The organism is Photorhabdus akhurstii (assembly GCF_019090985.1).
In the GTDB taxonomy this organism is placed as follows: Bacteria; Pseudomonadota; Gammaproteobacteria; order Enterobacterales; family Enterobacteriaceae; genus Photorhabdus; species Photorhabdus akhurstii.
In genome coordinates this window covers 5,365,481-5,389,657 of record NZ_CP020335.1, presented here as the reverse complement: position 1 = coordinate 5,389,657, position 24,177 = coordinate 5,365,481, and the positions used below count along the sequence as shown (strand labels likewise).

General features: G+C 39.3%; 23 protein-coding genes and 1 pseudogene. 3 read left to right on the top strand and 21 right to left on the bottom strand.

Features of this window, described 5'->3' with window-relative positions:
- Window positions 1-41: 41 nt before the first annotated feature.
- From B0X70_RS23160 to B0X70_RS23100, 13 genes are read right to left on the bottom strand one after another with little or no spacing between them, the layout of a single operon-like run.
- The gene (locus tag B0X70_RS23160) at window positions 42-1,007 is read right to left on the bottom strand and encodes a hypothetical protein (RefSeq protein WP_217470494.1); all 966 of its coding nucleotides are present in this window, start codon (window positions 1,005-1,007) and stop codon (window positions 42-44) included.
- Window positions 1,004-1,972, bottom strand: a complete 969-nt coding sequence (locus B0X70_RS23155) for a hypothetical protein (RefSeq protein WP_217470493.1) — start codon at window positions 1,970-1,972, stop codon at window positions 1,004-1,006. The genes B0X70_RS23160 and B0X70_RS23155 overlap by 4 nt, the downstream gene beginning before the upstream one ends.
- Window positions 1,969-2,937: a hypothetical protein gene (locus tag B0X70_RS23150; RefSeq protein WP_217470492.1), complete on the bottom strand. Its 969-nt coding sequence runs from the start codon at window positions 2,935-2,937 to the stop codon at window positions 1,969-1,971. The genes B0X70_RS23155 and B0X70_RS23150 overlap by 4 nt, the downstream gene beginning before the upstream one ends.
- On the bottom strand, window positions 2,934-3,902 hold the full coding sequence (locus tag B0X70_RS23145; RefSeq protein ID WP_217470491.1) for a hypothetical protein: 969 nt from the start codon (window positions 3,900-3,902) through the stop codon (window positions 2,934-2,936). Before B0X70_RS23145 ends, B0X70_RS23150 begins: the two co-directional genes overlap by 4 nt.
- The gene (locus tag B0X70_RS23140; protein ID WP_217470490.1) at window positions 3,899-4,867 is read right to left on the bottom strand and encodes a hypothetical protein; all 969 of its coding nucleotides are present in this window, start codon (window positions 4,865-4,867) and stop codon (window positions 3,899-3,901) included. Before B0X70_RS23140 ends, B0X70_RS23145 begins: the two co-directional genes overlap by 4 nt.
- Window positions 4,864-5,832, bottom strand: a complete 969-nt coding sequence (locus B0X70_RS23135; RefSeq protein WP_217470489.1) for a hypothetical protein — start codon at window positions 5,830-5,832, stop codon at window positions 4,864-4,866. The genes B0X70_RS23140 and B0X70_RS23135 overlap by 4 nt, the downstream gene beginning before the upstream one ends.
- On the bottom strand, window positions 5,829-6,797 hold the full coding sequence (locus B0X70_RS23130; RefSeq protein ID WP_217470488.1) for a hypothetical protein: 969 nt from the start codon (window positions 6,795-6,797) through the stop codon (window positions 5,829-5,831). Before B0X70_RS23130 ends, B0X70_RS23135 begins: the two co-directional genes overlap by 4 nt.
- Window positions 6,794-7,762 carry a hypothetical protein gene (locus tag B0X70_RS23125; RefSeq protein ID WP_217470487.1) on the bottom strand — a complete coding sequence of 323 codons (969 nt, stop codon included), beginning with the start codon at window positions 7,760-7,762 and terminating at the stop codon, window positions 6,794-6,796. The genes B0X70_RS23130 and B0X70_RS23125 overlap by 4 nt, the downstream gene beginning before the upstream one ends.
- On the bottom strand, window positions 7,759-8,727 hold the full coding sequence (locus B0X70_RS23120; RefSeq protein ID WP_217470486.1) for a hypothetical protein: 969 nt from the start codon (window positions 8,725-8,727) through the stop codon (window positions 7,759-7,761). The genes B0X70_RS23125 and B0X70_RS23120 overlap by 4 nt, the downstream gene beginning before the upstream one ends.
- Window positions 8,724-11,735: a toxin VasX gene (locus B0X70_RS23115; RefSeq protein ID WP_217470485.1), complete on the bottom strand. Its 3,012-nt coding sequence runs from the start codon at window positions 11,733-11,735 to the stop codon at window positions 8,724-8,726. The genes B0X70_RS23120 and B0X70_RS23115 overlap by 4 nt, the downstream gene beginning before the upstream one ends.
- Window positions 11,732-12,964, bottom strand: coding sequence for a DUF4123 domain-containing protein (locus B0X70_RS23110; RefSeq protein ID WP_105399811.1), 1,233 nt, complete (start codon window positions 12,962-12,964; stop codon window positions 11,732-11,734). The genes B0X70_RS23115 and B0X70_RS23110 overlap by 4 nt, the downstream gene beginning before the upstream one ends.
- Window positions 12,961-14,973, bottom strand: a complete 2,013-nt coding sequence (tssI, locus tag B0X70_RS23105; protein ID WP_217470484.1) for a type VI secretion system tip protein TssI/VgrG — start codon at window positions 14,971-14,973, stop codon at window positions 12,961-12,963. The genes B0X70_RS23110 and tssI overlap by 4 nt, the downstream gene beginning before the upstream one ends.
- Window positions 14,974-14,987: 14 nt before the next feature.
- Window positions 14,988-16,721 (bottom strand): type VI secretion system baseplate subunit TssF, encoded by a 1,734-nt coding sequence (locus tag B0X70_RS23100; RefSeq protein WP_246593376.1) that lies wholly within the window; start codon window positions 16,719-16,721, stop codon window positions 14,988-14,990.
- 268 nt (window positions 16,722-16,989) lie between these two features.
- On the opposite strand from B0X70_RS23100, the gene B0X70_RS23095 reads away from it, so the two are divergent.
- Window positions 16,990-17,253, top strand: coding sequence for a PAAR domain-containing protein (locus tag B0X70_RS23095; protein WP_110087272.1), 264 nt, complete (start codon window positions 16,990-16,992; stop codon window positions 17,251-17,253).
- Window positions 17,254-17,265: 12 nt separating this feature from the next.
- Window positions 17,266-17,631, top strand: a pseudogene (locus tag B0X70_RS23090) (HAD hydrolase family protein); the annotation flags it as partial.
- 147 nt (window positions 17,632-17,778) lie between these two features.
- Here B0X70_RS23090 and B0X70_RS23085 read toward each other — a convergent pair.
- From B0X70_RS23085 to B0X70_RS23050, 8 genes are all read right to left on the bottom strand, one after another.
- On the bottom strand, window positions 17,779-18,501 hold the full coding sequence (locus B0X70_RS23085) for an immunity 52 family protein (protein WP_217470482.1): 723 nt from the start codon (window positions 18,499-18,501) through the stop codon (window positions 17,779-17,781).
- Between the two features lie 66 nt (window positions 18,502-18,567).
- A complete protein-coding gene (locus tag B0X70_RS23080; protein WP_217470481.1) occupies window positions 18,568-19,296 on the bottom strand; it encodes an immunity 52 family protein in 729 nt (242 codons plus the stop codon).
- A 35-nt stretch (window positions 19,297-19,331) separates the two neighbouring features.
- The gene (locus B0X70_RS23075) at window positions 19,332-19,499 is read right to left on the bottom strand and encodes a PAAR domain-containing protein (protein WP_377312410.1); all 168 of its coding nucleotides are present in this window, start codon (window positions 19,497-19,499) and stop codon (window positions 19,332-19,334) included.
- 2 nt (window positions 19,500-19,501) lie between these two features.
- Window positions 19,502-20,236 (bottom strand): immunity 52 family protein, encoded by a 735-nt coding sequence (locus tag B0X70_RS23070; protein WP_217470480.1) that lies wholly within the window; start codon window positions 20,234-20,236, stop codon window positions 19,502-19,504.
- Window positions 20,237-20,385: 149 nt separating this feature from the next.
- Window positions 20,386-21,120, bottom strand: coding sequence for an immunity 52 family protein (locus B0X70_RS23065; RefSeq protein WP_217470479.1), 735 nt, complete (start codon window positions 21,118-21,120; stop codon window positions 20,386-20,388).
- 143 nt (window positions 21,121-21,263) lie between these two features.
- Window positions 21,264-22,019 carry an immunity 52 family protein gene (locus B0X70_RS23060; RefSeq protein WP_217470478.1) on the bottom strand — a complete coding sequence of 252 codons (756 nt, stop codon included), beginning with the start codon at window positions 22,017-22,019 and terminating at the stop codon, window positions 21,264-21,266.
- 180 nt (window positions 22,020-22,199) lie between these two features.
- Window positions 22,200-22,358, bottom strand: coding sequence for a PAAR domain-containing protein (locus B0X70_RS23055; protein ID WP_217470477.1), 159 nt, complete (start codon window positions 22,356-22,358; stop codon window positions 22,200-22,202).
- A gap of 2 nt (window positions 22,359-22,360) precedes the next feature.
- Window positions 22,361-22,960, bottom strand: coding sequence for an immunity 52 family protein (locus tag B0X70_RS23050; RefSeq protein WP_246593375.1), 600 nt, complete (start codon window positions 22,958-22,960; stop codon window positions 22,361-22,363).
- Between the two features lie 154 nt (window positions 22,961-23,114).
- Here B0X70_RS23050 and B0X70_RS23045 point away from each other — a divergent pair, with 154 nt between their 5' ends.
- Entirely contained in the window at window positions 23,115-24,155 is a 1,041-nt protein-coding gene (locus B0X70_RS23045; RefSeq protein ID WP_217470325.1) for an IS630 family transposase, read from the top strand.
- Window positions 24,156-24,177: the final 22 nt, after the last annotated feature.

Sequence of the window (24,177 nt, the reverse complement as noted above, 5' to 3'; positions counted from 1 at the left end):
ATTATCCACTGTAATCACAGCGCTGTTGGCGCTGTTTTTTATTAATTTTCTTCCTCATCAGGGGGACCTAAGCGATCCAATTCTGCCAAAATCAACGGAATTTGTGCCTCTAAATCGGCGGGTCTTTTATCTTTACTCCACCAGATAAGCGGCTCACGGCGTTTATAATCCACCTTACTGACCGCTTCTTTGCCGTTTAATAAAAATTTCACCATAAAAGCCAGCGCCAGACCTTTATCATTGCCACTGCTTAAAAAAGCAAAAGTATAACTGCTGACGTTAAGGATAAAACCACGTCCGACAAGGTTATTATTTTCGTCCAGTCCATACACTTTGAGATAAAAAATATTAGTTTTTTCCCCCATGCCTACTTGTGGATAGCGGGCGGCATAGGCTTTACCTTTGTACCAGGTGTAAAAAATTTGCCGTTCACGGTCGATAATTAATGGTGCTTGTCGGAGAGAAAAAAACACACCCCAAACAAAAGGTGGAATAATCAGTAGGTAAAGTAGCAAAAATGCCATATCAGTTAAAAAAATATCATTACTATATTTATAATAATTATAGCGATAATGCAGATATTTTCTCAGAGAGATTTCTTTATCGTTACCAATATAACGGGCATCTTCCATATAATTGGGCAAATCATTGCGCAAATAAAACTCTTCGCCATATTTTCCCTTTACCAACTCTATCCAATCATGAAGATTAGATTCAGCACTTTTTCGCTCTTCTATAAAATCATTCACTGTTAATAACAGGCTAGTAATTAATCCTAGTGTTACCGGAATTAAGGTAATACTTCGGAAGCGACGCTGGGGATTTCTAACCCAGCATTCCTTATCGTTAAGGCGATCCAGTATTTCCACGTGCTTAATGGTTTCTTCACTCTTGATATCCGGTGGTGCCGCCAGAATTTCTTTTTCCCAGCGTGCCAGCCGTCGGGCTGGCAATGGATGAATAGTGGGAAACCATTTTTTAAGCAAGTTTTTTAATCGTTGTTTCATTCGGAAAGATCTTCATCAGGGGGACCTAAACGATCCAATTCTGCCAAAATCAACGGAATTTGAGCTTCTAAATCGGCGGGTCTTTTATCTCTACTCCACCAAATAAGCGGCTCATGGCGTTTATAATCCACCTTACTGACCGCCTCTTTGCCGTTTAATAAGAATTTCACCATAAAGGCCACGGCTAACCCTTTATCATTGCCACTGCTTAAAAAAGCAAAAGAATAACTGCTGACGTTAGGGATAAAGCCACGCCCGATAAGTTGATTGTTCTCATCCAGGCCGTAGACTTTGAGGAAAAGAATGTTAGTTTTTTCTGCCATGCCTACTTGTGGATAACGAGCGGCATAGACTTTACCTTTATACCAAGTGTAAAAAATTTGCCGTTCACGATCGATAATTAATGGGGCTTGTCGACGTAAAAAAAACATAGCCCATACAAAAGGTGGAATAATCAGTAGGTAGAGTAGCAGGAAACCTATATCAATTTTAAAATAATAGTCACTATATTCATAATAATTATAGCGGTAATGCAAGTATTTTATCAGGGAAAGATCTTTATCATCACCAATATAATCCATACCGTTCAAATAGTCAGGTAGATCATCACGTAGGTAAAACTTCTCCCCATATTCTTTTTTAGCTACATCAACCCAATGATAAATTTCTGATTCATTACTCTTTCGTTCTTCTATGAAATCATTTACTGTTAATAACATACTGGTGATTAGTCCTAGTGTTACAGGAATCAAAGTAATACTCCGAGCGCGGCGTTGAGTGTTACGAACATGGCACTCCCTATTATCAAGGTAATCCAGTATCTCCACGTGTTTAATGGTTTCTTCATCCTTAATATCAGGTGGTACTGCTAGAATTTCTTTTTCCCAGAGCGCCAGTCGTTTGGCTGGCAGTGGGTGAATAGTGGGAAACCATTTTTTAAGTAATTTTTTTAATCGTTGTTTCATTCAGAAAGATCTTCATCAGGGGGACCTAAGCGATCCAGTTCTGCCAGAATCAATGGAATTTGAGCTTCTAAATCGGCGGGTCTTTTATCTTTACTCCACCAGATAAGCGGCTCACGGCGTTTATAGTCCACCTTACTGACCGCCTCTTTGCCGTTTAATAAGAATTTCACCATAAAGGCGACTGCCAGCGCTTTATCATTACCACTACTTAAAAAAGCAAAAGAATAACTGCTGACGTTAGGGATAAAACCACGCCCGACAAGGTTATTATTTTCGTCTAGGCCATAAACTTTGAGGAACAGAATATTAGTTTTTTCTGCCATGCCTACTTGGGGATAGCGGGCGGCATAAGCTTTGCCTTTATACCAGGTGTAAAAAATCTGTCGGTCACGATCAATAATTAATGGTGCCTGCCGGCGTAAAAAAAAGACGGCCCAGACAAAAAGCGGAATCATCAATAGATAAAGTAGCATAAATGTCATATCAATTATAAAAATATCATCACTATATTCATAATAGTTATAGCGATAATGTAGGTATTTTCTTAGAGAAATCTCTTTATCATTACCAATATAACGTGCATTTTCCATATAATCCGGTAAATCATTGCGTAGATAAAATTTCTCACCATATTCTTCTTTGACTAAATTAACCCAACGGTGAATGTATGCTTCTCCACTTCTTCGTTCTTCTATAAAATTATTAATGCTCAAAATCAGGCTACTAATAATCCCCAGAGTTACGGGAATCAAAGCAATACTTCGGGCACGGCGTTGAGTGTTACGGATATGGCATTCCTTATTATCAAGGTAATCCAATATTTCCATATGTTTGATGGTTTCTGCATTCTTAATATCTGGTGGTACTGCCAAAATTTCTTTTTCCCAACGTGCCAGCCGTTTGGCTGGCAGTGGATGAATAGTAGGAAACCATTTTTTGAGTAAGTTTTTTAATCGTTGTTTCATTCGGAAAGATCTTCATCAGGGGGACCTAAACGATCCAATTCAGCCAGAATCAATGGAATTTGTGCCTCTAAATCGGCAGGTCTTTTATCTTTACTCCACCAAATAAGTGGCTCACGGCGTTTATAATCGACCTTACTGACTGCTTCTTTGCCGTTTAATAAGAATTTCACCATAAAGGCGACGGCCAAACCTTTATCATTGCCACTACTTAAGAAGGCAAAAGAATAACTGCTGACGTTAGGGATAAAACCACGTCCGATAAGTTTATTGTTCTCATCCAGGCCGTAGACTTTGAGGAACAGAATATTAGTTTTTTCTGCCATGCCTACTTGTGGATAACGAGCGGCATAGGCTTTGCCTTTATACCAGGTATAAAAAATTTGTCGTTCACGGTCGATAATTAATGGTGCTTGTCTCTGGGAAAAGAATACTCCCCAAACAAACGGTGGAATAATTATTAGATAAAGTAGTAGAAATACCATATCAATTATAAAAATATCATTGCTATACTCATAGAAATTATAGCGATAATATAGGTATTTTTTCAGGGAGATTTCTTTATCGTTACCGATATAACTGGCCCCTTTCATATAATTTGGCAAATAATTACGTAGATAAAATTTATCACCATATTCCTTTTTCACTATATTAACCCAATGATGAATGTTTTCTTCACCACTTCTTCGTTCTTTTATAAAGCTATTAATGTTAAGAATAAGACTACTGATAATCCCTAATGTTACAGGGATTAGATTAATATTTCTAAAACGGCGTTGAGGATTGCGGATATGGCATTCTTTATCATTCAGGTAATCTAGTATTTCCATATTCTTAATGGTTTCCTTATCCTTAATATCTGGAGGGACTGCCAGAATTTCTTTTTCCCAAAGTGCCAGCCGTTTAGACGGCAGTGGATGAATAGTGGGAAACCACTTTTTAAGTAAACTTTTTAATGCTGCTTTCATTCGGAAAGATCTTCATCTGGGGGACCTAGGCGATCCAATTCTGCCAGAATCAACGGAATTTGTACCTCTAAATCAGTGGGTCTTTTATCTTTACTCCACCAGATAAGCGGCTCACGGCGTTTATAATCCACTTTACTGACCGCCTCTTTGCCGTTTAATAAGAATTTCACCATAAAGGCGACTGCCAGAGCTTTATCATTGCCACTACTTAAGAAAGCAAAAGTATAACTGCTGACGTTAGGGATAAAACCACGCCCGACAAGGTTATTATTTTCGTCTAGGCCATAAACTTTGAGGAACAGAATATTAGTTTTTTCTGCCATGCCTACTTGGGGATAGCGGGCGGCATAAGCTTTGCCTTTATACCAGGTGTAAAAAATCTGTCGGTCACGATCAATAATTAATGGTGCCTGCCGGCGTAAAAAAAAGACGGCCCAGACAAAAAGCGGAATCATCAATAGATAAAGTAGCATAAATGTCATATCAATTATAAAAATATCATCACTATATTCATAATAGTTATAGCGATAATGTAGGTATTTTCTTAGAGAAATCTCTTTATCATTACCAATATAACGTGCATTTTCCATATAATCCGGTAAATCATTGCGTAGATAAAATTTCTCACCATATTCTTCTTTGACTAAATTAACCCAACGGTGAATGTATGCTTCTCCACTTCTTCGTTCTTCTATAAAATTATTAATGCTCAAAATCAGGCTACTAATAATCCCCAGAGTTACGGGAATCAAAGCAATACTTCGGGCACGGCGTTGAGTGTTACGGATATGGCATTCCTTATTATCAAGGTAATCCAATATTTCCATATGTTTGATGGTTTCTGCATTATTAATATCTGGTGGTACTGCCAAAATTTCTTTTTCCCAACGTGCCAGCCGTTTGGCTGGCAGTGGATGAATAGTAGGAAACCATTTTTTGAGTAAGTTTTTTAATCGTTGTTTCATTCGGAAAGATCTTCATCAGGTGGACCTAAACGATCCAATTCAGCCAGAATCAATGGAATTTGTGCCTCTAAATCGGCAGGTCTTTTATCTTTACTCCACCAAATAAGTGGCTCACGGCGTTTATAATCGACCTTACTGACTGCTTCTTTGCCGTTTAATAAGAATTTCACCATAAAGGCGACGGCCAAACCTTTATCATTGCCACTACTTAAGAAGGCAAAAGAATAACTGCTGACGTTAGGGATAAAACCACGTCCGATAAGTTTATTGTTCTCATCCAGGCCGTAGACTTTGAGGAACAGAATATTAGTTTTTTCTGCCATGCCTACTTGTGGATAACGAGCGGCATAAGCTTTGCCTTTATACCAGGTGTAAAAGATCTGTCGTTCACGATCGATAATTAATGGTGCCTGACGGCGTAAGAAAAATATGGCCCAGACAAAAGGAGGAATAATCAGCAGATAGAGTAGCAGAAATGCAATATCAACCTTCAACAAATAACCACTGTTTTTAAAGTAGTTATAACGGTAATATAGATATTTCCTCAAAGATATCTCTTTATCATTACCAATATAACGCATATCTTCCATATCCGCAGGCAAATCATTACGTAAATAAAATTCTTCACCATAGTCTTTTTTTGCATAACCGACCCATCGATGAATAGCTTCTTCATTTTTTTTTCTCGAATCCATAAAATCGTTAATGTTTAAAACCAGACTACTAATAATCCCCAGCGTTACTGGGATCAAGGCAATACTTCGAGCGCGGCGTTGGGTATTGCGAATATGACATTCTTTATTATCAAGGTAGTCCAATATTTCCACGTGTTTAATGGTTTCTTTATCCTTAATATCTGGTGGTACTGCAAGAATTTCTTTTTCCCAGCATGCCAGCCGCTTGGCTGGCAGTGGATGAATAGTGGGAAACCATTTTTTGAGTAAGTTTTTTAATCGTTGCTTCATTCGGAAAGATCTTCATCAGGGGGACCTAAGCGATCCAATTCAGCCAGAATTAGGGGAATTTGGGCTTCTAAATCAGCAGGTCTTTTATCTTTACTCCACCAGATAAGCGGCTCACGGCGTTTATAATCCACCTTACTGACCGTTTCTTTGCCGTTTAATAAAAACTTCACCATAAAGGCGACTGCCAGCGCTTTATCATTGCCACTACTTAAGAAGGCAAAAGAATAACTGCTGACGTTAGGGATAAAACCACGCCCGACAAGGTTATTATTTTCGTCTAGGCCATAAACTTTGAAGAACAGAATATTAGTTTTTTCTGCCATGCCTACTTGGGGATAGCGGGCGGCATAAGCTTTGCCTTTATACCAAGTATAAAAGATCTGCCGTTCGCGATCGATAATTAATGGTGCTTGTCTCTGGGAAAAGAATATTCCCCAAACAAACGGTGGAATAATTATTAGATAAAGCAGTAGAAATACCATATCAGTTATAAAAATATCATTGCTATATTCATAAAAATTGTAGCGATAGTGTAGGTATTTTCTTAGTGAAATTTCTTTATCGTTACCGATGTAACGGGCTCCTTCCATATAATCTGGCAAATCATTGCGTAGATAAAATTTATCACCATATTCCTTTTTCACTATATCAACCCAATGATGAATGTTTTCTTCACCACTTCTTCGTTCTTTTATAAAGCTATTAATGTTAAGAATAAGGCTACTAATAATCCCTAATGTAACAGGGATTAGATTAATACTCCTAAAACGGCGTTGAGGATTGCGGATATGACACTCCTTATCATCAAGATAGTCCAGTATTTCCACATGTTTGATGGTTTCTGCATCCTTAATATCCGGTGGTGCTGCCAGAATTTCTTTTTCCCAGCGTGCCAGCCGTTGGGCTGGCAAAGGATGAATAGTGGGAAACCATTTTTTGAGTAAATTTCTTAATCGTTGCTTCATTCGGAAAGATCTTCATCAGGGGGACCTAAGCGATCCAATTCGGCCAGAATCAACGGAATTTGAGCTTCTAAATCGGCAGGTCTTTTATCTTTACTCCACCAGATAAGCGATCCACGACGTTTATAATCGACCTTACTGACCGCTTCTTTGCCGTTTAATAAAAATTTCACCATAAAGGCGACTGCCAGAGCTTTATCATTGCCACTACTTAAGAAAGCAAAAGTATAACTGCTGACATTAGGAATAAAGCCGCGTCCGATAAGGTTATTATTTTCATCCAGGCCGTAGACTTTGAGATACAAAATATTAGCTTTTTCCACCATGCCTAATTGTGGATAACGGGCGGCATAGGCTTTACCTTTATACCAGGTGTAGAAAATCTGTCGTTCACGGTCAATAATTAATGGCGCCTGACTCTGCCAAAAAAATATACAATATACAAAGGGTGGAATAATCAATAGATAGAGCAGAAAGAAACTTATATCAATTATGAGCAATCGGGTGCTGCTTGGGTAAAAAGTATAACGATAATATAAATATTTCCTTAGTGAAATTTCTTCATCATTACCAATATAGCGAGCATCTTCCATATAATCAGGTAAATCATTCCGTAGATAAAATTCTTCTCCATACTTTTTTTTCGCCAAGTTTACCCAACTATGAATCCACGCTTCATTTTTTTTTCTCGATTCCATAAAATCGTTAACATTTAACACCAGACTACTAATAATCCCCAGAGTAACTGGAATTAGAACAATACTCCGATAACGACGCTGAGGATTCCTAACCCAGCACTCCTTATTATTAAGGTTGTCTAGTATCTCCACATGTTTAATGGTTTTTTCATCCTTAATATCCGGTGGTACCGCCAGAATTTCTTTTTCCCAGAGCGCTAGCCGTTTGGCTAGCATTGGATGGATAGTGGGAAACCATTTTTTGAGTAAGTTTTTTAATCGTTGTTTCATTCGGAAAGATCTTCATCAGGGGGACCTAAACGATCCAATTCAGCCAAAATCAACGGAATTTGAGCGTCTAAATCGGCAGGTCTTTTATCTTTACTCCACCAGATAAGCGATCCACGACGTTTATAATCGACCTTACTGACTGCCTCTTTGCCGTTTAATAAAAATTTCACCATAAAAGCCAGCGCCAGACCTTTATCATTGCCACTGCTTAAAAAAGCAAAAGTATAACTGCTGACATTAGGGATAAAGACACGTTCGATAAGGTTATTATTTTCATCCAATCCGTAGACTTTGAGATACAGAATATTGGTTTTTTCCATCATACCTAATTGTGGATAACGGGCAGCATAGGCTTTACCTTTATGCCAGGTGTAGAAAATTTGTCGTTCACGGTCGATAATTAATGGTGCCTGACTCTGCCAAAAAAATATACAATATACAAAGGGTGGAATAACCAGTAGATAGAGTAGTAGGAAGCCTATATCAATTTTCAAAAAAGAGTCGCTATGCCGATAATAATTATAACGGTAATGTAAATATTTTCTCAGTGAAATTTCTTTATCATTACCAATATATCGAGCATTTTCCATATAATCGGGTAAGTCATCGCGTAGGTAAAATTTGTCACCATATTCTTCTTTGACTAAGTTGACCCACCGATGGATCCCTGCTTCATCGTTTTTACGGTCTTCGATAAATCCGTTAATATTCAGAATAAGACTACTAATAATCCCTAATGTAACAGGGATTAGATTAATACTCCTAAAACGGCGTTGAGGATTGCGGATATGACACTCCTTATCATCAAGGTAGTCCAATATTTCTACATGTTTAATTGTTTCCTCATCCTTAATATCTGGTGGTGCTGCCAGAAGTTCTTTTTCCCAGCGAGCTAGCCGTTGGGATGGCAGAGGATGAATCGTAAGAAACCATTTTTTGAATAAGTTTTTTAGGCATTGCCTCATAGTGTTCGTTCTCCATCAAAACTACCCTTAATAGTATTTTCCGCTGTGGGTTTTTCTCCCCATAAATAGCGCAGAGGGGCGATGACATTTGCTGATTGCTCATAGTACCAGTACAGTTCGCTACTATGGGGATAAACTCCCATTGTTTCCGTGACTGTTATCTCCAATGTTGCAGTATCACCATTTAGGGTCAATTTGGCCTGTTCCTGGGCTTCCTTAAATTTGGCATTGCGAAGAGCATCAGGGGAATATTTGCGGCGGTTAATCTCAACATAATCGACTCTTTCTCCCCAATAAGAGGTCTTGGGTAAAGTCACAAATATCCCACGAATATTTGAGAGATTGATCTGAAAAGCAGGCAAGGTGAAACGATAGGTAGTAACACCAAATCCCTGCTGTATTTTCAACTGTGGCTGAATAAAGAGATTTAAAAATTCTTGGTTTTCGATAACGAAGTGAGCTTGTGTTTCATTGTCCATTCTTCTTGCTGTTTTAAGCTGTTCAGATATTTCAGGTCTTCCTTTTTCTCCCCAAAAGAAATACTTATCTCCCGCTCCCCAAAAACAGTTATTCAGCACTTTTTCCAAATCTGACCAGGCACTGGTGGCCTGTCCAATACTGCCACCGACAAGCAAACTGATTCCCGCAGCCAGCCATGCCAGCATTCCTGCTGTCATGACAGAGCCAGCGACGAAGAATATTAATCCGACTGTGGTCAGAATCATCGTGCCTGTCCCTATAGCTACCTGGCTATAACCTTCCACACTATTACCTACTTTAAAGGCGTTACTTGCATCATAGAAAGAGATAATTGCTCCCAAGTATCCTGCCACACTACCGGCAACACGGGAAAATTGACTAACCATCGCCGCATTGATGGCAGGCACTTTTAGCCCATTCATCAATGCTTTCACTATGGGAGAGTTTACTTTGCTAGCCAACGTCGAACCGATGGAAGTCAAATCAGCACTCATACCAATCACCGCGGTACTAAAGCGCAGCAGATTCATATAGGAAGGCCCGGGTTGTAAAGGGTTGTTGCGGGCATATTCTGTCTGCATGAGCACATCGGACAGGGTGAATGCATTCAGAAACAGGCTGACACCGGTCAATGAAGAATCAAACAGTAAACCAATAGAGGTTTTATTAGCCCCTTCTAAGGTAAACAGCTGAACCGGCGAGTCCACACTGGTCTTAACTTCCGGTAGAGTTATCACCGGTTTATTGCCAAGTGATTCCAGGCGCTTACTCCAGTTAATCATCCGTTCTCCGATAGCCTGTTGACGCACTGCCGGGTCAGGTCGGTGGCGATTCGTTTTCGACTCCAGCCGCTTAAGCACTTCCTGATAGCTCTGTTCACTGAGTGCCACTCGGCCGTCTGGTTCAATCACTACGCCTAGCGTGGATAACAAGGCCGGAACCAGTTGTTGGGTTATCTGGTCAATCGCTTTCTGGGGAAGCTGGCGGACATAACTTGAACCCTGATAAATTGCCTGATGAGTATAGGCGCAGACGGTTGCCAGAAAGGTCCCCATCCCCAGCAGAATATTATCGACTCCACTAATAAACGGGCCTTTAAGCAGCGGTGATTTTACTTTGTCGTTATTCAGTACGGTGACAACCCCGGTGGTAATGGTGCGCCAGAAGTTGCCATCCCCGTTGCTGTCCGACTCTTTGGCCGCAAGCTTTGCCAAAACCTGCTGGCCGGGCAAGGATGATTGCAGGTTGCCGAGCAGACCGGAGAGAATTTCACTGAAAAACCGGAACTCCAGCGCGTCCTCTTCTGCCAGCGTCTGTTTTTCATCTTGCAGTGAAAAGAAGTAGTGAAAGTAATTTTGCAGCCCGCCGACTTGATAACTGAGGTCCGGGTTATCCGCAAAAGCTTCAAACAATTTCATAAACATTGCCTGACGCGCTTCAAAATCTTCGGTGACTTTTTTTAGTTTCGGCCAGTCATTTTCCCAGGCGTCAGAATCAATACTGTCATCTATTTTCTTTTTCAGCTCCGGGTTTTTGGTGGCTTTGAGCTTTTCGACATAGAAACCGATGGTCAGTGGATAGATGTTGGAGGCGTTATAGCTCTGTTGCCACAAATTCAGGATAGAATAGGCTTCCACAATATCCCGCTGACGGCCTACTGGGTCATGCAGGATCACAATCCGCGCCTGTTCATTGAAGTGCAGATAACTGTTGATTTCCTGGATAATCTTACCGGCGTCCATTTCGTAGCTGTCCTGAGTGGTCAGCGTATCAATACTGACGTCAGCCAAATCCAGCTCATTGATGTCTTTTTCAATGATGGACTTGATGTTGGCAAACTGTTCCTGCCGGATTTTGTAATCGACAATCAGTTTTCGAAAATACTTGTCTGAGGCGTTAACCGCAAAGGGGGATTGCTTCTGTTCGAGATTGATAAACTGCATGGTTTTCTGCCGCAGTTCAAGACTGTTGTCAATCTTAGCCAGTACCGAGGAGTGCCACGGGTGTTCACTGTAGGCGATACTGATATTGATGACATCTTTGGCGACAAACAGGAATGGATGGCCTTCGCCCCGAATGCCCGGCTCAGGGATAAGCCCTTCACTGGCATCTCTGCGGTTAAGGAACATATATTTTTTAAATTTCTCTACCCGCTGCTTTTTGCCGTTAACCTCTTTCTCTGACACGCAGTATTTAAAGATATGAAGATAGCCCCGGGCCTTGCTGCCGCGAGCGGTAAGCGGGTCTTCTTCCTTAATGTATATCCAGCCGGGACGCAGCAGGCGGGCGGCATAGCCTTTGGTTTGTTGGAGTGATGAAGAGAACATCAGGGTGTGGATATCCGGGGGCGCTTCTGGTTTTTCCAATTCTTTGCCGAAAAAGTTCACATAAGCATAGCGAACCGGGTAGATCGGTTTAATGTCGCAGTCACAGGGCTGAATATAGCTGTCTACCTCAAGATTTTGCGGGAACAGTTCGTAAGCTTTTTCTATTAATTTGTCAAATTGTTCCTGAAAGTCAGTGGTCATAACATTTCCTTGGTTGTCAGTTTGTTGCATTGTGCAAGAAGTGAATTTGCCCGTATTGCCTGTGTTTCTGTTTGTGAGCAGGCTGATTCCCAAAGCTGTTGCCAGTGAATTTCATCGTTTGGCATTAAACATTTGGCGGCAACGTAATAGAGTATGGCTCGCTGTTGCGTCAGCCCTTGTAAATAGGCCAGATTAGTCTGCTGCAAAACAAAAGCAGGCAGGGTGTTTTTATTCACCTGACAGCGTTCAGCTAGGTTTTCCTGAATAAAATCAATTGTCTTAAGTACGTAGCGTTGTTGCGCTTGTTGATCAAACAGTTCGCACAAGCGGCGATTGAGCGTGACAGGCGTGGGTTTTGCCTGCCGGACGTTTTCGGTGATGGTGATAATGTGGCGGGTATCGGGTTTATCACCATAGAACCACATTGCGTTGATCCCTTGCATAAAATGGGCTAATGGCCCGTCGGACAGGGTATTAAGCAGTGTTGTCAGTGTGTTGGGATGATAGAAACGGAAAAATGCCCACGTCTGAGTCAGCTCATTTTTTAAATAGGTGAACTTACGCAGATGATTCAGCAGCGTTTCAAAAGGTTGTTCGCTGTGGATAAACAAGCTCAACTCTGCCCGGTTATCGGCATTCATAATGTATCGCTGTAGCTCTGGCTGATTGCTACTGTCTTTATGCAGTTCAACCAGATAAGGGGCGCTATCTTCCAGTGAAACTTGAGTTTCTCCCTGAAATAATCCTTGCCAGCGTAAGGAGGAAGCGAGCAGATCAGGAATGATAAATCGTCCTGCCTGTTGGTATATTGCCGCATCAATGACCGCGTAGAGATGTTCGTTATCTCCATAAACAGGTATATCAGTGGCTTGTGTCAAGATTAGATCACCACGAGCGGCAGGCAGTGGAGAGTCAACATTTTCCTGTTCTACCAATATTACGGGGTGTTGATCGCTTATCTGTTGGATATGGCGTATTAACCGTAATTCGGGCAGAGTGCTTTCCATCAAATAGGTCTGTAAGGCAATAATGTCTTGGTATTGACCGTTTGCTATTCCGAAACCAATAACGTAATTGCACAGCTTTGTTAGTGCCTCGTATTCAGTCGGCGCATAGATTAATGCTTTGGCTGAATATTGTCCGGCAGGATGTTTTTCATTACCTATCGCTTGGTAGGTGCAATTGGCAACCCAGTAATAGGCTGAATTAAATGAGGATTGCGTTTTCACTCTGATGTTTCCTTCTGTGCATCGGCTTTTCCTTTGCAATCCTGAGCGATGGGCTGTCCTTCATTGGCTGCGCCGGTCAATGTTGGCACGGTGCCTGCGCTTCCTCCTTGCACTACCACCGGGCCTTTCAGAAAGATGTTGCCGTTTAGTGTGATGCCTTGAGCATCCAGAGTGATGCTTCCTGCCTTACCTCTGAGGATCAATGTATCGCTGGCTTGCAGGGTATGTATTTTGGTGTGTGAGTGAATGCCTTTAATGACATTTAATTGGTAATTGCCTTTGATATCACTCTGTTTGTTTTCACCAATTTGTTGGAAATGGGAGGCGTAGATCTCTTCCTTCCAGCTATTGTTGATCCGGGTAATTTTGTCTTTCTCAATGGTTTCGAACTGATTTTTATCCACCTGAATATGTTGTTCATTCATGATGCGGATAAATTCATCATTGCCGATTTTATGCCGCCGATCATTCATGACCGTGTGACTTTCGTCGTTCTCTATTTTTTGTGTCTTATCGTGGTTGATTTGGATCAGTTGATCACGTTGAGCGTGGATATAAATCTCTTCCCGTCCTTTTTCATCCTCAAAACGTAATTCGTTAAAGCCGTTACCTTTATGTGTTTTGGTTCTGAACGTAGTGCGCGTCTTTTCCGCGGGTAAATTCAGCGGCGGGCGGTTAAGACCGTTGTAAGTGCATCCGGTAATGATAGGCCGGTCAATATCGCCGTTGAGATAGGAGATAATCACTTCCTGACCGACTCGCGGTGTTGCCAGAAAACCAAATCCGTTGCCATTCCAGCCTTGTGCAACCCGCACCCAGCAAGAAGCCTGGTCGTCAGGCGCATCATAACGGTTCCAGTGAAAGTGAACGCGAACCGCACCATCTTTGTTGACGTAAATTTCTTCAGTGCCTGGCCCGACAACCGTTGCAACTTCGTCGCCGTCGGCCAATGGTTTATAGCGGTATGGCGGACGCCAATCGTTGCGGCCTGGAATGAACCGGGTGTGTGAATTCAGGGTAGTGCCGGTTCCGTTATCGCCTAAAACGGCGGGGACATGCCCGGTATGTTGGGAAGAGACGACTTGCCAGCGATCATTCATGGCGTCAATCGGGTGGTTGGTTAGTGTAAAAATTCTGCCCGGCATTAATCGAATACAATTACTGTCCGCTTGCCCTGATTTGCTGTCAACACGCAGGGCTTCCAGCCGGTACTGGGTAAACGGCATGCCCTCTTTGTCTTTCTGAAAACGGCCGTAACTTTCAAAAATATGAAATGGCGTGCCGTTCTCCGCTTCAAAATCCGTGGCGTTATGCTGTAAAGCGTAATTGGGGTTGTGATAATTTCTGTCTTTTTGGTCGGTAGATTCCGGGCGCATGTAGGAGCCAAGAGACCATTTATAGATAACATTTTCTTCTACTGCGTTGGCAATGTCCGGGTTGTAAATCAGCGTATCCGGCGCTCTCATGTTCAGGTAGCTATCACTCAGATAGAGCCCGTCATCGGCGAACCAGAAGAAAATCCCCTCCTCAGCCGCCAGGCGGGTAAAGAAATCATAGGATGATTCCCTTTTCATGGTGACGTATTCCCGTGTTGAGTGTGGGTTATTCAAATGGATATTGGCCCGGAGTTTCTTCTGTTTCAGTATGCGTTGTAAAATATCGGGGACACTGAGCTGGTGATAGATACGGCTGTCCTGATCGAGTGTCAGCAGCCACATTTCTGGTCTGACTGTCAGGTGATACTGAGTTTGATGTCGGTTTGTGGCGCCAACAACCGCGCTTGCAACCAATCCTTTCACTTCACGTTGCAGAATATCGTCACGGGTGACAGTGAACCGCACGGTTTGGAGCAGGAGGGTGTCCGTGTCTATATTTGAACGGCTTGCCGCTAATGTGAGAGACAGGGTAAATAACGATGAAAGCGCTTCATCTAATGTAAAATTCACTACCGCAAAAGTCATGGGCGGCAGATTGCCGATGGTGCAGGAAAAGCGGAGTCCGGTTTTCATAATGTTTCCTTCAATTACATGATCTTCTGATGCCCAGGCATATTGTAAAATTCCCAGTATTCATTGGTGTCGTTATTGATAACGGTTAATCTGTGAAAGCTGGTTTCAACAAAACAGAGGGAGAAAGCGGTGTGTAGTGTTTTGGCAAAAGCATACATTTCTCCTTCATGCTCATAATTTTCTGGTGTCATGCGCAGTGTGATGGCTTGGCCTCTCACAGGAATGCCCTTGTCAAAATGGTAGTATGGCTCAAGGTAGATAGCGCTGAGACCATCCGCCATGCGCTGAATATGCTGGCTACGCGGGGCGTCCAGATGCGCGAAGGTATCAAGTTGTTTGACCAGAGATCTGACTGATTCAATGTGACTGAGAAAAAATGGCCCAATCGACAACAAAGATAGTATCGGCCAGTGCTGATGACTGTTTACGACGGCAGGAAGATCTTTTGACGCCGACACGATATTCCTGGCCTGAATATGGCTGGGTATCTGCTCGCTGGGTATACAGATTTGCCCGATGCCCAATGTCCGTGCTTGCGTATGATATCTGTGATATTGGCAGTAAAATTCGCGATAGTGGTGTTTTGTTACGGGTTTTGCCTGATGATCATAAAACGTGAGATTAATTTGATTGCCGCCAAATGGAGATTCTTCCCGTATATGGTTAAAAAGTAATATGTTGTCACCGGGTTCGGCAAAATGGCAGGCGGCCAGTTGCTCGCTATTGATAAGAGGAACGCTGTGAGCAGATCCTTCAGATGTTCCATCAGGATCGGATTGGAGTTTAATGTTATCAATACTAAAGATTTCATTCGCTGCTAATACATAACGCGATTTGCCCTTTTCAAATGTTATCGGTTTTGTTCTTGCCGGAGCCAGGTTAATAACGGGTACGCAATGGGGAATAAATGCGGGTGTAATGTCCTCGATGGGAATGTTACAGTCAAATTCTAGAATAATGGTAAATTGCTTATCTTCTCCCAAAGGGAGCTCAGCGATTTCTTCCGATAAATCAAATGACATAAAGTCATTAACATGTGGCAGATAGAGGTATTCGTATAACACCTGCAACGGCCAGAAATAGTCATGTGGTCTCGGCAGGACCAAATTTTCTTTCAGGCGTGGAGCGATCTCAATAGCCAGCCACATCTCCGTCTCTTTTAGGGATGTTTTCAGATAAGTGTTGTTCAGCGATTGATCTACGTATTTGGTCAGTAAAGACGCCAGTTTTTGATCTTCTCCGAGAAAAAGCGTGACTTGCCCTGTCTTCCAGTGGGTAGTTGGGCCATGATATTGAAAGGTCAGTGATATCAGGCTCTTGTCTCCGCTGTGTGTCAGCGTTTTATGGACCAAAGTGATGGGCTCAATATTGATATCTTGAGTGGTTCTGAACGTAATGGATTGGTTCTGCTGTATGGCGGAAATTTCACTGCCTTTGGCAATGCTTGTGGTTTCAGTCATGCTGCCCGGTTGAATATCTAACTGGACAATGCTGGTTGAAGGGATCGGATGTAAAGGTATCGGCCATACTTTTCGTAGAAGCGGGTTGACGACTTCCGGGAAACCATCATCAATTTTTTGTTGAAGACCGGCAGTGATAAGCGCAAAACCTTCCAGTACGCGGAGAATATCTGGGTCGCCGGATTCGGAGGTAAATGGATCAAGGTGTGGATGCTCTTGCGCTGCGTTGCTCAGATCATGCTTTATTTGTGAAAGTGCTTCCCTATAGAAATCTTCAAAATTTTTCATATCTACCTTTGTGTTCTTTGTAATCAAATATTAATGTAAATTTATATTTTGATCTTATGGATATCAAGGTTGATAATTTAATTATGTGTAATTTTTTGTTTAAAACAGTTAATAACGTAAATTTTATAGGTGTTCAACTAACATGATCATGTAATTTATTTCAATGATTTTTGTTTATATAAATTTTTCTTAATCACGTTGTGGCGCCATGATAGCCAGATGTTGGAATTTGAAATTAATATTTAATCATTAGTTAATGGAGGGAAAGATGTCACGTTCTATTATTTTGGTCGGTGATTCGACTTCGCATGGCGGCAAGGTGTTAGCCGGTGATGGAAGCTTTGAGGTGTTAGGAAAGAAAGCGGCTCGGGTTGGGGATGCTGTATCCTGTCCAAAATGTGGCGGCAATCAAACCATTGTGGAAGGGACGCCGAAAATAATCAGCTCTAATGGGCAAATGTACGCACTGGAGGGAATGAAAACCTCTTGTGGCGCGACATTAATAGCTTCGCAAAGCCTGTTTCAAGCATAGGATGGCGGTGAGTTGATTCATAAAGGCATTCATTTTATTTTTGCTACTGGTCGTCATCATGTAGACGTTGCGCAAATCCGAGGTGTTCTTGGTATTGATGCCTATATGATCACTTCCAATGGCGCACGGGTACGCAATGCTGTGGGTGAACTGGTTTTCAGTCACAATGTTGATCCTGAAATTGTGCATGATTTGTGCCTGATGGAGTTTGATAACGCTGATATTCTGACGAATTATTATTGCCATGATCACTGGTATATGAATCGTGAAAGAATAACTGCTGACGTTAGGAATAAAACCACGCCCGATAAGCTGATTGTTCTCATCCAGGCCGTAGACTTTGAGACACAGAATATTGGTTTTTTCCATCCACAATAGGAAACACCCCTTTGCACTTAGGGCAGTTTATTTAATCACCTTTAGCAGCGACACGTCTTGATAAACCCAATCATCAATGGCGGTAGTAACTTTACCACCATGATCGGTTAGGTCATTTTAATCGGATGACTGCTTTGCTTACTATATTTATATCTCTGTTATCAGAGGTAATATTTGTAGATCTCGCAAGCAGATTTCAATATCATTGGCTTTATTAATATGCTTCTGGTTGTCTATGTCAAAGATATCTTTTGTAGTGATAATCAATGAGCCTTTTTTGTCATTTTTATCAGAAACAGGCATTATCTCTTCTGCCATTGGAGCTAAAGTTGGGTCTATTTCTATTGGCAAATAGAGCATCCAACCAGCACTTAAACGATCTGGGAAAACGTGTTTTCTTTTTATTCTATATGTATTGTTTTCTATCATAATATAAGGTGCACTATGAGTAGAAATCAAAAAATTAATAAAGCTGATTAATCGTGATAGCCGAAATTCATTTTCTTCAATAGATATATGAAAATCTATCTGGGTTTGCCCTAACCGATCTCGACGATAATTCATATAACAAATTGAACATGAATGGTCATCATCTTCGCCATCCCAAATCCCTTTAATAATTATAGGATTTTCTTCTGTATAATCTTCTTCAAACTCTTTTATTGCTTTTTTTGTTGCTCCTTGCTGATCAAAAGCAATATGTTGTAAAGATTCTTGACGAGTATCTCCTGGTAAATACCAAGTTTTATGGCGTCCAAAAAATATATCTATTCGTTGTGTAATTTTATATAAATCGGTAAGAACTATTGTTGGAGTTAATGGTTCTTTCCAGTCTGTATATAATTTCATATTTAATGATAATGTAGTCATTTATTTTTACCTTTGCTTAAATGTTAGTTAGGTCGTTTAATCGGATCACAGCTCTGTCTGTCATACTTATATCTCTGATATTAATGGTAGTATTTGTAGATCCCGCAAGCAGATTTCAATATCATTGGCTTTATTAATATGCTTCTGGTTGTCTATGTCAAAGATATCTTTTGTAGTGATAATCAATGAGCCTTTTTTGTCATTTTTATCATAAATAGATATTATTTCTTCTGCCATTGGGACTAAAGTCGGATCTATTTCAATTGGTAAATAGAGCATCCAACCGGCATAAACCCTATCTGGAAAAACTTGTTTTTGTTTTAGAGAATATCCTCTGGAATCCATCATGATTATTGGAGAGTAATGGTTGCTAACTAAAGAATCTACGAAATCAATCCACTTAGAATGATTAAATTTTTCTTTTTCGAAACTAAGATCAATGCCTACATCCGTTTTTCCTAGCCTATTACCATAGTCACGGCTTGAATACATGATTCTATTTTTTAACTTTATATCACCTGGAACATCAAATAATGTTTTTATGATAGATTTAAAACTCTCATCATAACTTTCTTTGAATTGATTTTTGGCATATTCAGTAATGCCACTTTCATCAAAAACATTATTTTCTTTTATTTCGTTTAGATCATATCCAGGTAGATACCATCTACTTGAACTATTAGATACTTTATTTATTTGTTGCATGATGCAGTATGTGTCATCCAATGCTAATTCCGGTGTTATCTTTTCTTTTAAATCATAAAACATTTCTATTCTAGCGTGTATTATGTTCATCTTTTTAATCCTAATTTTAAAATAAATATCTACATTTAGGGTGTATTAAATGTTTTAATGTTAATAAATTTAGCAAAAGCCTTGGCTAAATATCCGTTAGCAGCAATAGGCACGCCTTGATACACGTAATTATCAATGGCGGTAATGACTTTACCACCATGATCGGTTATGTCGTTTAATCGGATTACGGCTCTGTTTGTCATATTTATAACTCTGTCATCAATGGTAGTATTTGTAGATCCCGCAAGCAGATTTCAATATCATTGGCTTTATTAATATGCTCCTGGTTTTCAATATCAAAGATATCTTTTGTCGTAATAATCAATGAGCCTTTTTTGTCATTTTTATCAGAAATAGATATTATTTCTTCTGCCATTGGAACTAAAGTAGGATCTATTTCAATTGGTAAGTAGAGCATCCAACCGGCATAAACCCTATCTGGAAAAACTTGTTTTTGTTTTAACGAGTAACCTCTTGTATCTACTAAAATAAATGGAGATTTACAATTAGATATTAAATTTTTAATGAATACTATGAATTTATCAAAACTAACATCTTCTTTTTTAAGACTAATGTTAATTGATATATTGGTTTTACCTAACCGGATAGGATTATTATAAATTTCATCTTCACTTGTATATAAAATACTATTATTGTCTTCATAATTTCCATCTGATAAAGATTTAACAATAAGTTTAGACTTTTCATCAAAAGTTGCTTCAAAATGTTTTAATGCGTACTCAGTAGGTCCATTTTCATCAAATGCTCGGTACAACAATCTCTCTTCTAAAGAATTCTCAGGTAAATGCCAACCACTTTGCTTATTTGATAATTTATTTACTTGTTGCACCACCGGATATAAATCATTCAATGCCACTTTAGGTGTTATGCTCTCGTTTAGATCGTGAAATAGTTCTATTCTTGGGTATATTGTTGTCATATTTTTACCTTTTTACGCAAAATTAATATAATTAAACAACTATCAAATCACAGTGTTAAATACTTTAATGTTATTAAATTTAGTAAATGCTCTAAAGAAATGCGCATAAATTAGGTCGTTTAATCGGATTACGGCTCTGTTTGTCATATTTATAACTCTGTCATCAATGGTAGTATTTGTAAATCCCGTAAACATATTTCAATATCATTGGCTTTATTGATATGCTCCTGGTTTTCAATATCAAAGATATTTTTTGTCGTAATAATCAATGAGCCTTTTTTGTTATTTTTATCAGAAATAGATATTATTTCTTCTGCTATTGGAACTAAAGTCGGATCTATTTCTATTGGTAAATAGAGCATCCATCCGGCATAAACCCTATCTGGAAAAACTTGTTTTTGTTTTAACGAATAACCTCTTGTATCTACTAAAATAAATGGAGAGTTCCGAAGCGATATTGAATTTTTTAAAAGCTCAATAATGTCTTGAAGATTAAATTTATCTTTATCTAAATTGATGCTTATAGATATATTAGTTTTACCTAATCTAACAGGATTAACATGGATTTTATCTTCACCCATATATAGAATACTGTTGTTGTTCTCATCTACTCCATCAGATAATGATTTCACAATAAATCCAGAGTTTTCATCATAAGTTTCTTTAAAATCTTCTATAGCATATTTAGTAGGTCCGTTTTCATCAAATGCATTATTTTTTAATCTCTCTTCTTGAGTATAACCAGGCAAATACCAACCATTTTTTCTAGTTGTTAACTTGTTTATCTTGCATGTAATTTTATATAAATCAAGTAATGCATTTTCAGGAGTTAAAGCCTCATTTGAGTCATGAAATAATTTTATTCTTGAAAAAATCATTGACATTTTTAATTCTCCTTTTGTGAGAATGATTAAAGTTTAGTGTTAAATACCGTAATGTTAGGAAACATAGAAAATGCCGTAAGAAAGGACTTGACCACCATGATCGGTTAGGTCGTTTAATCGGATTACGGCTCTGTTTGTCATATTTATAACTCTGTCATCAATGGTAGTATTTGTAAATCCCGTAAACATATTTCAATATCATTGGCTTTATTGATATGCTCCTGGTTTTCAATATCAAAAATATCTTTTGTCGTAATAATCAATGAGCCTTTTTTGTCATTTTTATCAGAAATAGATATTATTTCTTCTGCTATTGGAACTAAAGTCGGATCTATTTCTATTGGTAAATAGAGCATCCAACCTGCACTTATTCTGTCTGGGAAAATTTGTTTTTGATTTAATCTATAGCCTCTAGTATCTATCATAATAAATGGAGAATATCTATGAGAAACTAAATGTTTAATAAAATCGATAAAGTTTTTAGTGTTGAATTTTTCTTTTTCAAGTGCAAGGTTAATAGATATATTAGTTTTCCCCAATCTATTAGGGTTGGAATGAATATCATCTTGGCCAATATATGTAATGTTATTTTCTAATTTTCCACTTTCAGAATTATCGACTATAGGATTATCAAATAGTGATACTATAATAGATCTTCCGTCATCCTCATAAATTCTCCTGAATTCTTTTGAAGCATATTTAGTAATGCCATTTTCATTAAATACGTTATTTTCTTTAATTTCTTCTTCACTATATCCAGGTAGATGCCAACCACTTGAATTATTACTGAGGTTATTAATGTGATTCATTAACTGATACGTATCGGCCAATGATAATTCCGGTGTGATGGTTTCTCTAAGATCATAAAATAATTTTATTCTTGGGTATATAATGAGCATATTTCAATTCTCCTATAAATTATTCTGGTTGTTGAGACATCATAGTATTAAAAGTTTTAATATTGAGATATGGAGCAAAAATTTCTGTAAAATATGAATAAGATATAGGCTGTATAAAATACCAGTGAGAGAGACGCTGGCGCAAGAAGTGGTAATGGCATATCAATTTCTCCTTTTTAATCAATTATCCATAACCTGCAAATAATCACGGTATTTTTCTCGGCTCTCTGTTTTACCGGATTCAGGAACGCCTTGATACACGTAATTATCAATGGCGGTAATGACTTGACCACCATGATCGGTTAGGTCGTTTAATCGGATTACGGCTCTGTTTGTCATATTTATAACTCTGTCATCAATGGTAGTATTTGTAAACCCCGTAAACATATTTCAATATCATTGGCTTTATTGATGTGCTCCTGGTTTTCAATATCAAAAATATCTTTTGTCGTAATAATCAATGAGCCTTTTTTGTCATTTTTATCAGAAATAGATATTATTTCTTCTGCCATTGGAACTAAAGTCGGATCTATTTCAATTGGTAAGTAGAGCATCCAGCCGGCATAAACCCTATCTGGAAAAACTTGTTTTTGTTTTAACGAGTAACCTCTTGTATCTACTAAAATAAATGGAGAGTTCCGAAGGGATATTGAATCTTTTAAAAGCTCAATAATATCTTGAAAATTAAATTTATCTTTATCTAAATTGATGCTTATAGATATATTAGTTTTACCTAATCTAACAGGATTAACATGGATTTTATCTTCACCCATATATAGAATACTGTTGTTGTTCTCATCTACTCCATCAGATAATGATTTCACAATAAATCCAGAGTTTTCATCATAAGTTTCTTTAAAATCCTCTATAGCATATTTAGTAGGTCCATTTTCATCAAATGCATTATTTTTTAATCTTTCTTCTTGAGTATAACCAGGCAAATACCAACCACTTTTTCTAGTTGTTAACTTATTTATCTTGCATGTAATTTTATAAATAAATTTTCAAAATAATAGATCACTGGAAGGGAACTCAGTCCGATTTTTGCGATCTGATCAATTGCCAAAAATCCCAAACCTCAACACGGACTGAGTGATGCCTATCATAGCACCCATACCTCAAAATGAATGCCAGAAAATGAGAAAACTTATCCACAAAACCCGTGATAAGAACTATTCCCGTCGATTGACGGCGTTATTGATGCTCAATGAGGGATTGACGGTGACTTATGTCGCCAAAACCCTTCATGCCGCACGCTCTTCCATCAATCGTTGGGTTGAATGGTTTACATTATATGGACTCGAAGGACTCAACAGTTTACCGGCTGGCCGACCTGCTGTCTGGGATCTCACCCCTCTCTATAGCCTGTTGCTTTTCTTATTACAGCAATCTCCCCAAGAATTCGGCTATCTTCGCTCTCGCTGGAGCCTTGAGCTTATGACTCATACTCTTAATGAATTACTCAACCTCTCTCTGACACAAAGTGTCCTCTATCGTTATTTTGCTCAGGTGGGAATTGTCTGGCGCAGAGCGGCGCCCACGGTAAAACAACCTGATCCTGAACATGAGGAGAAAATGGCAAAGATCGCAGAAGCCAAAGCGAATATTTCAGAAAAACATCCCGTTTTCTATGAAGATGAGGTGGATATTGATTTCAACCCGAAAATCGGCGCGGACTGGTGTTTCAAAGGACAACAAAAACGGGTTATCACCCCGGGAAAAAATGAAAAACATTACCTTGCGGGTTGCCTCAATGCTCAGACAGAGCAAGTTACCTATGTTAAAGGAATAAAAAAGAACTCTGATTTATTTATCAAAATGTTAGATGAACTGAATCATCAATATCCCCATGCGGAAACTCTCACATTAATCTTAGATAACTACGGTATTCATAAAAGTCAGAAGGTAAAGGAGTGGCTGGCACGACATCCCAAATTTACCCTGTTGTTTTTACCCGTCTATTCACCGTGGCTAAATAAAATAGAACGGTTATGGCAATCGCTCCATGAGACAATAACGCGAAATCACCGTTGTCAATTTATGTGGCAGTTGCTTAATTATGTTGATGCCTTTTTGGCATCGTTTTCATCACAGCAAAAACCAGGAAGACAAAAAATGAGTGTAGCACTATTATGAAATCTTATTTATAAATCAAGTA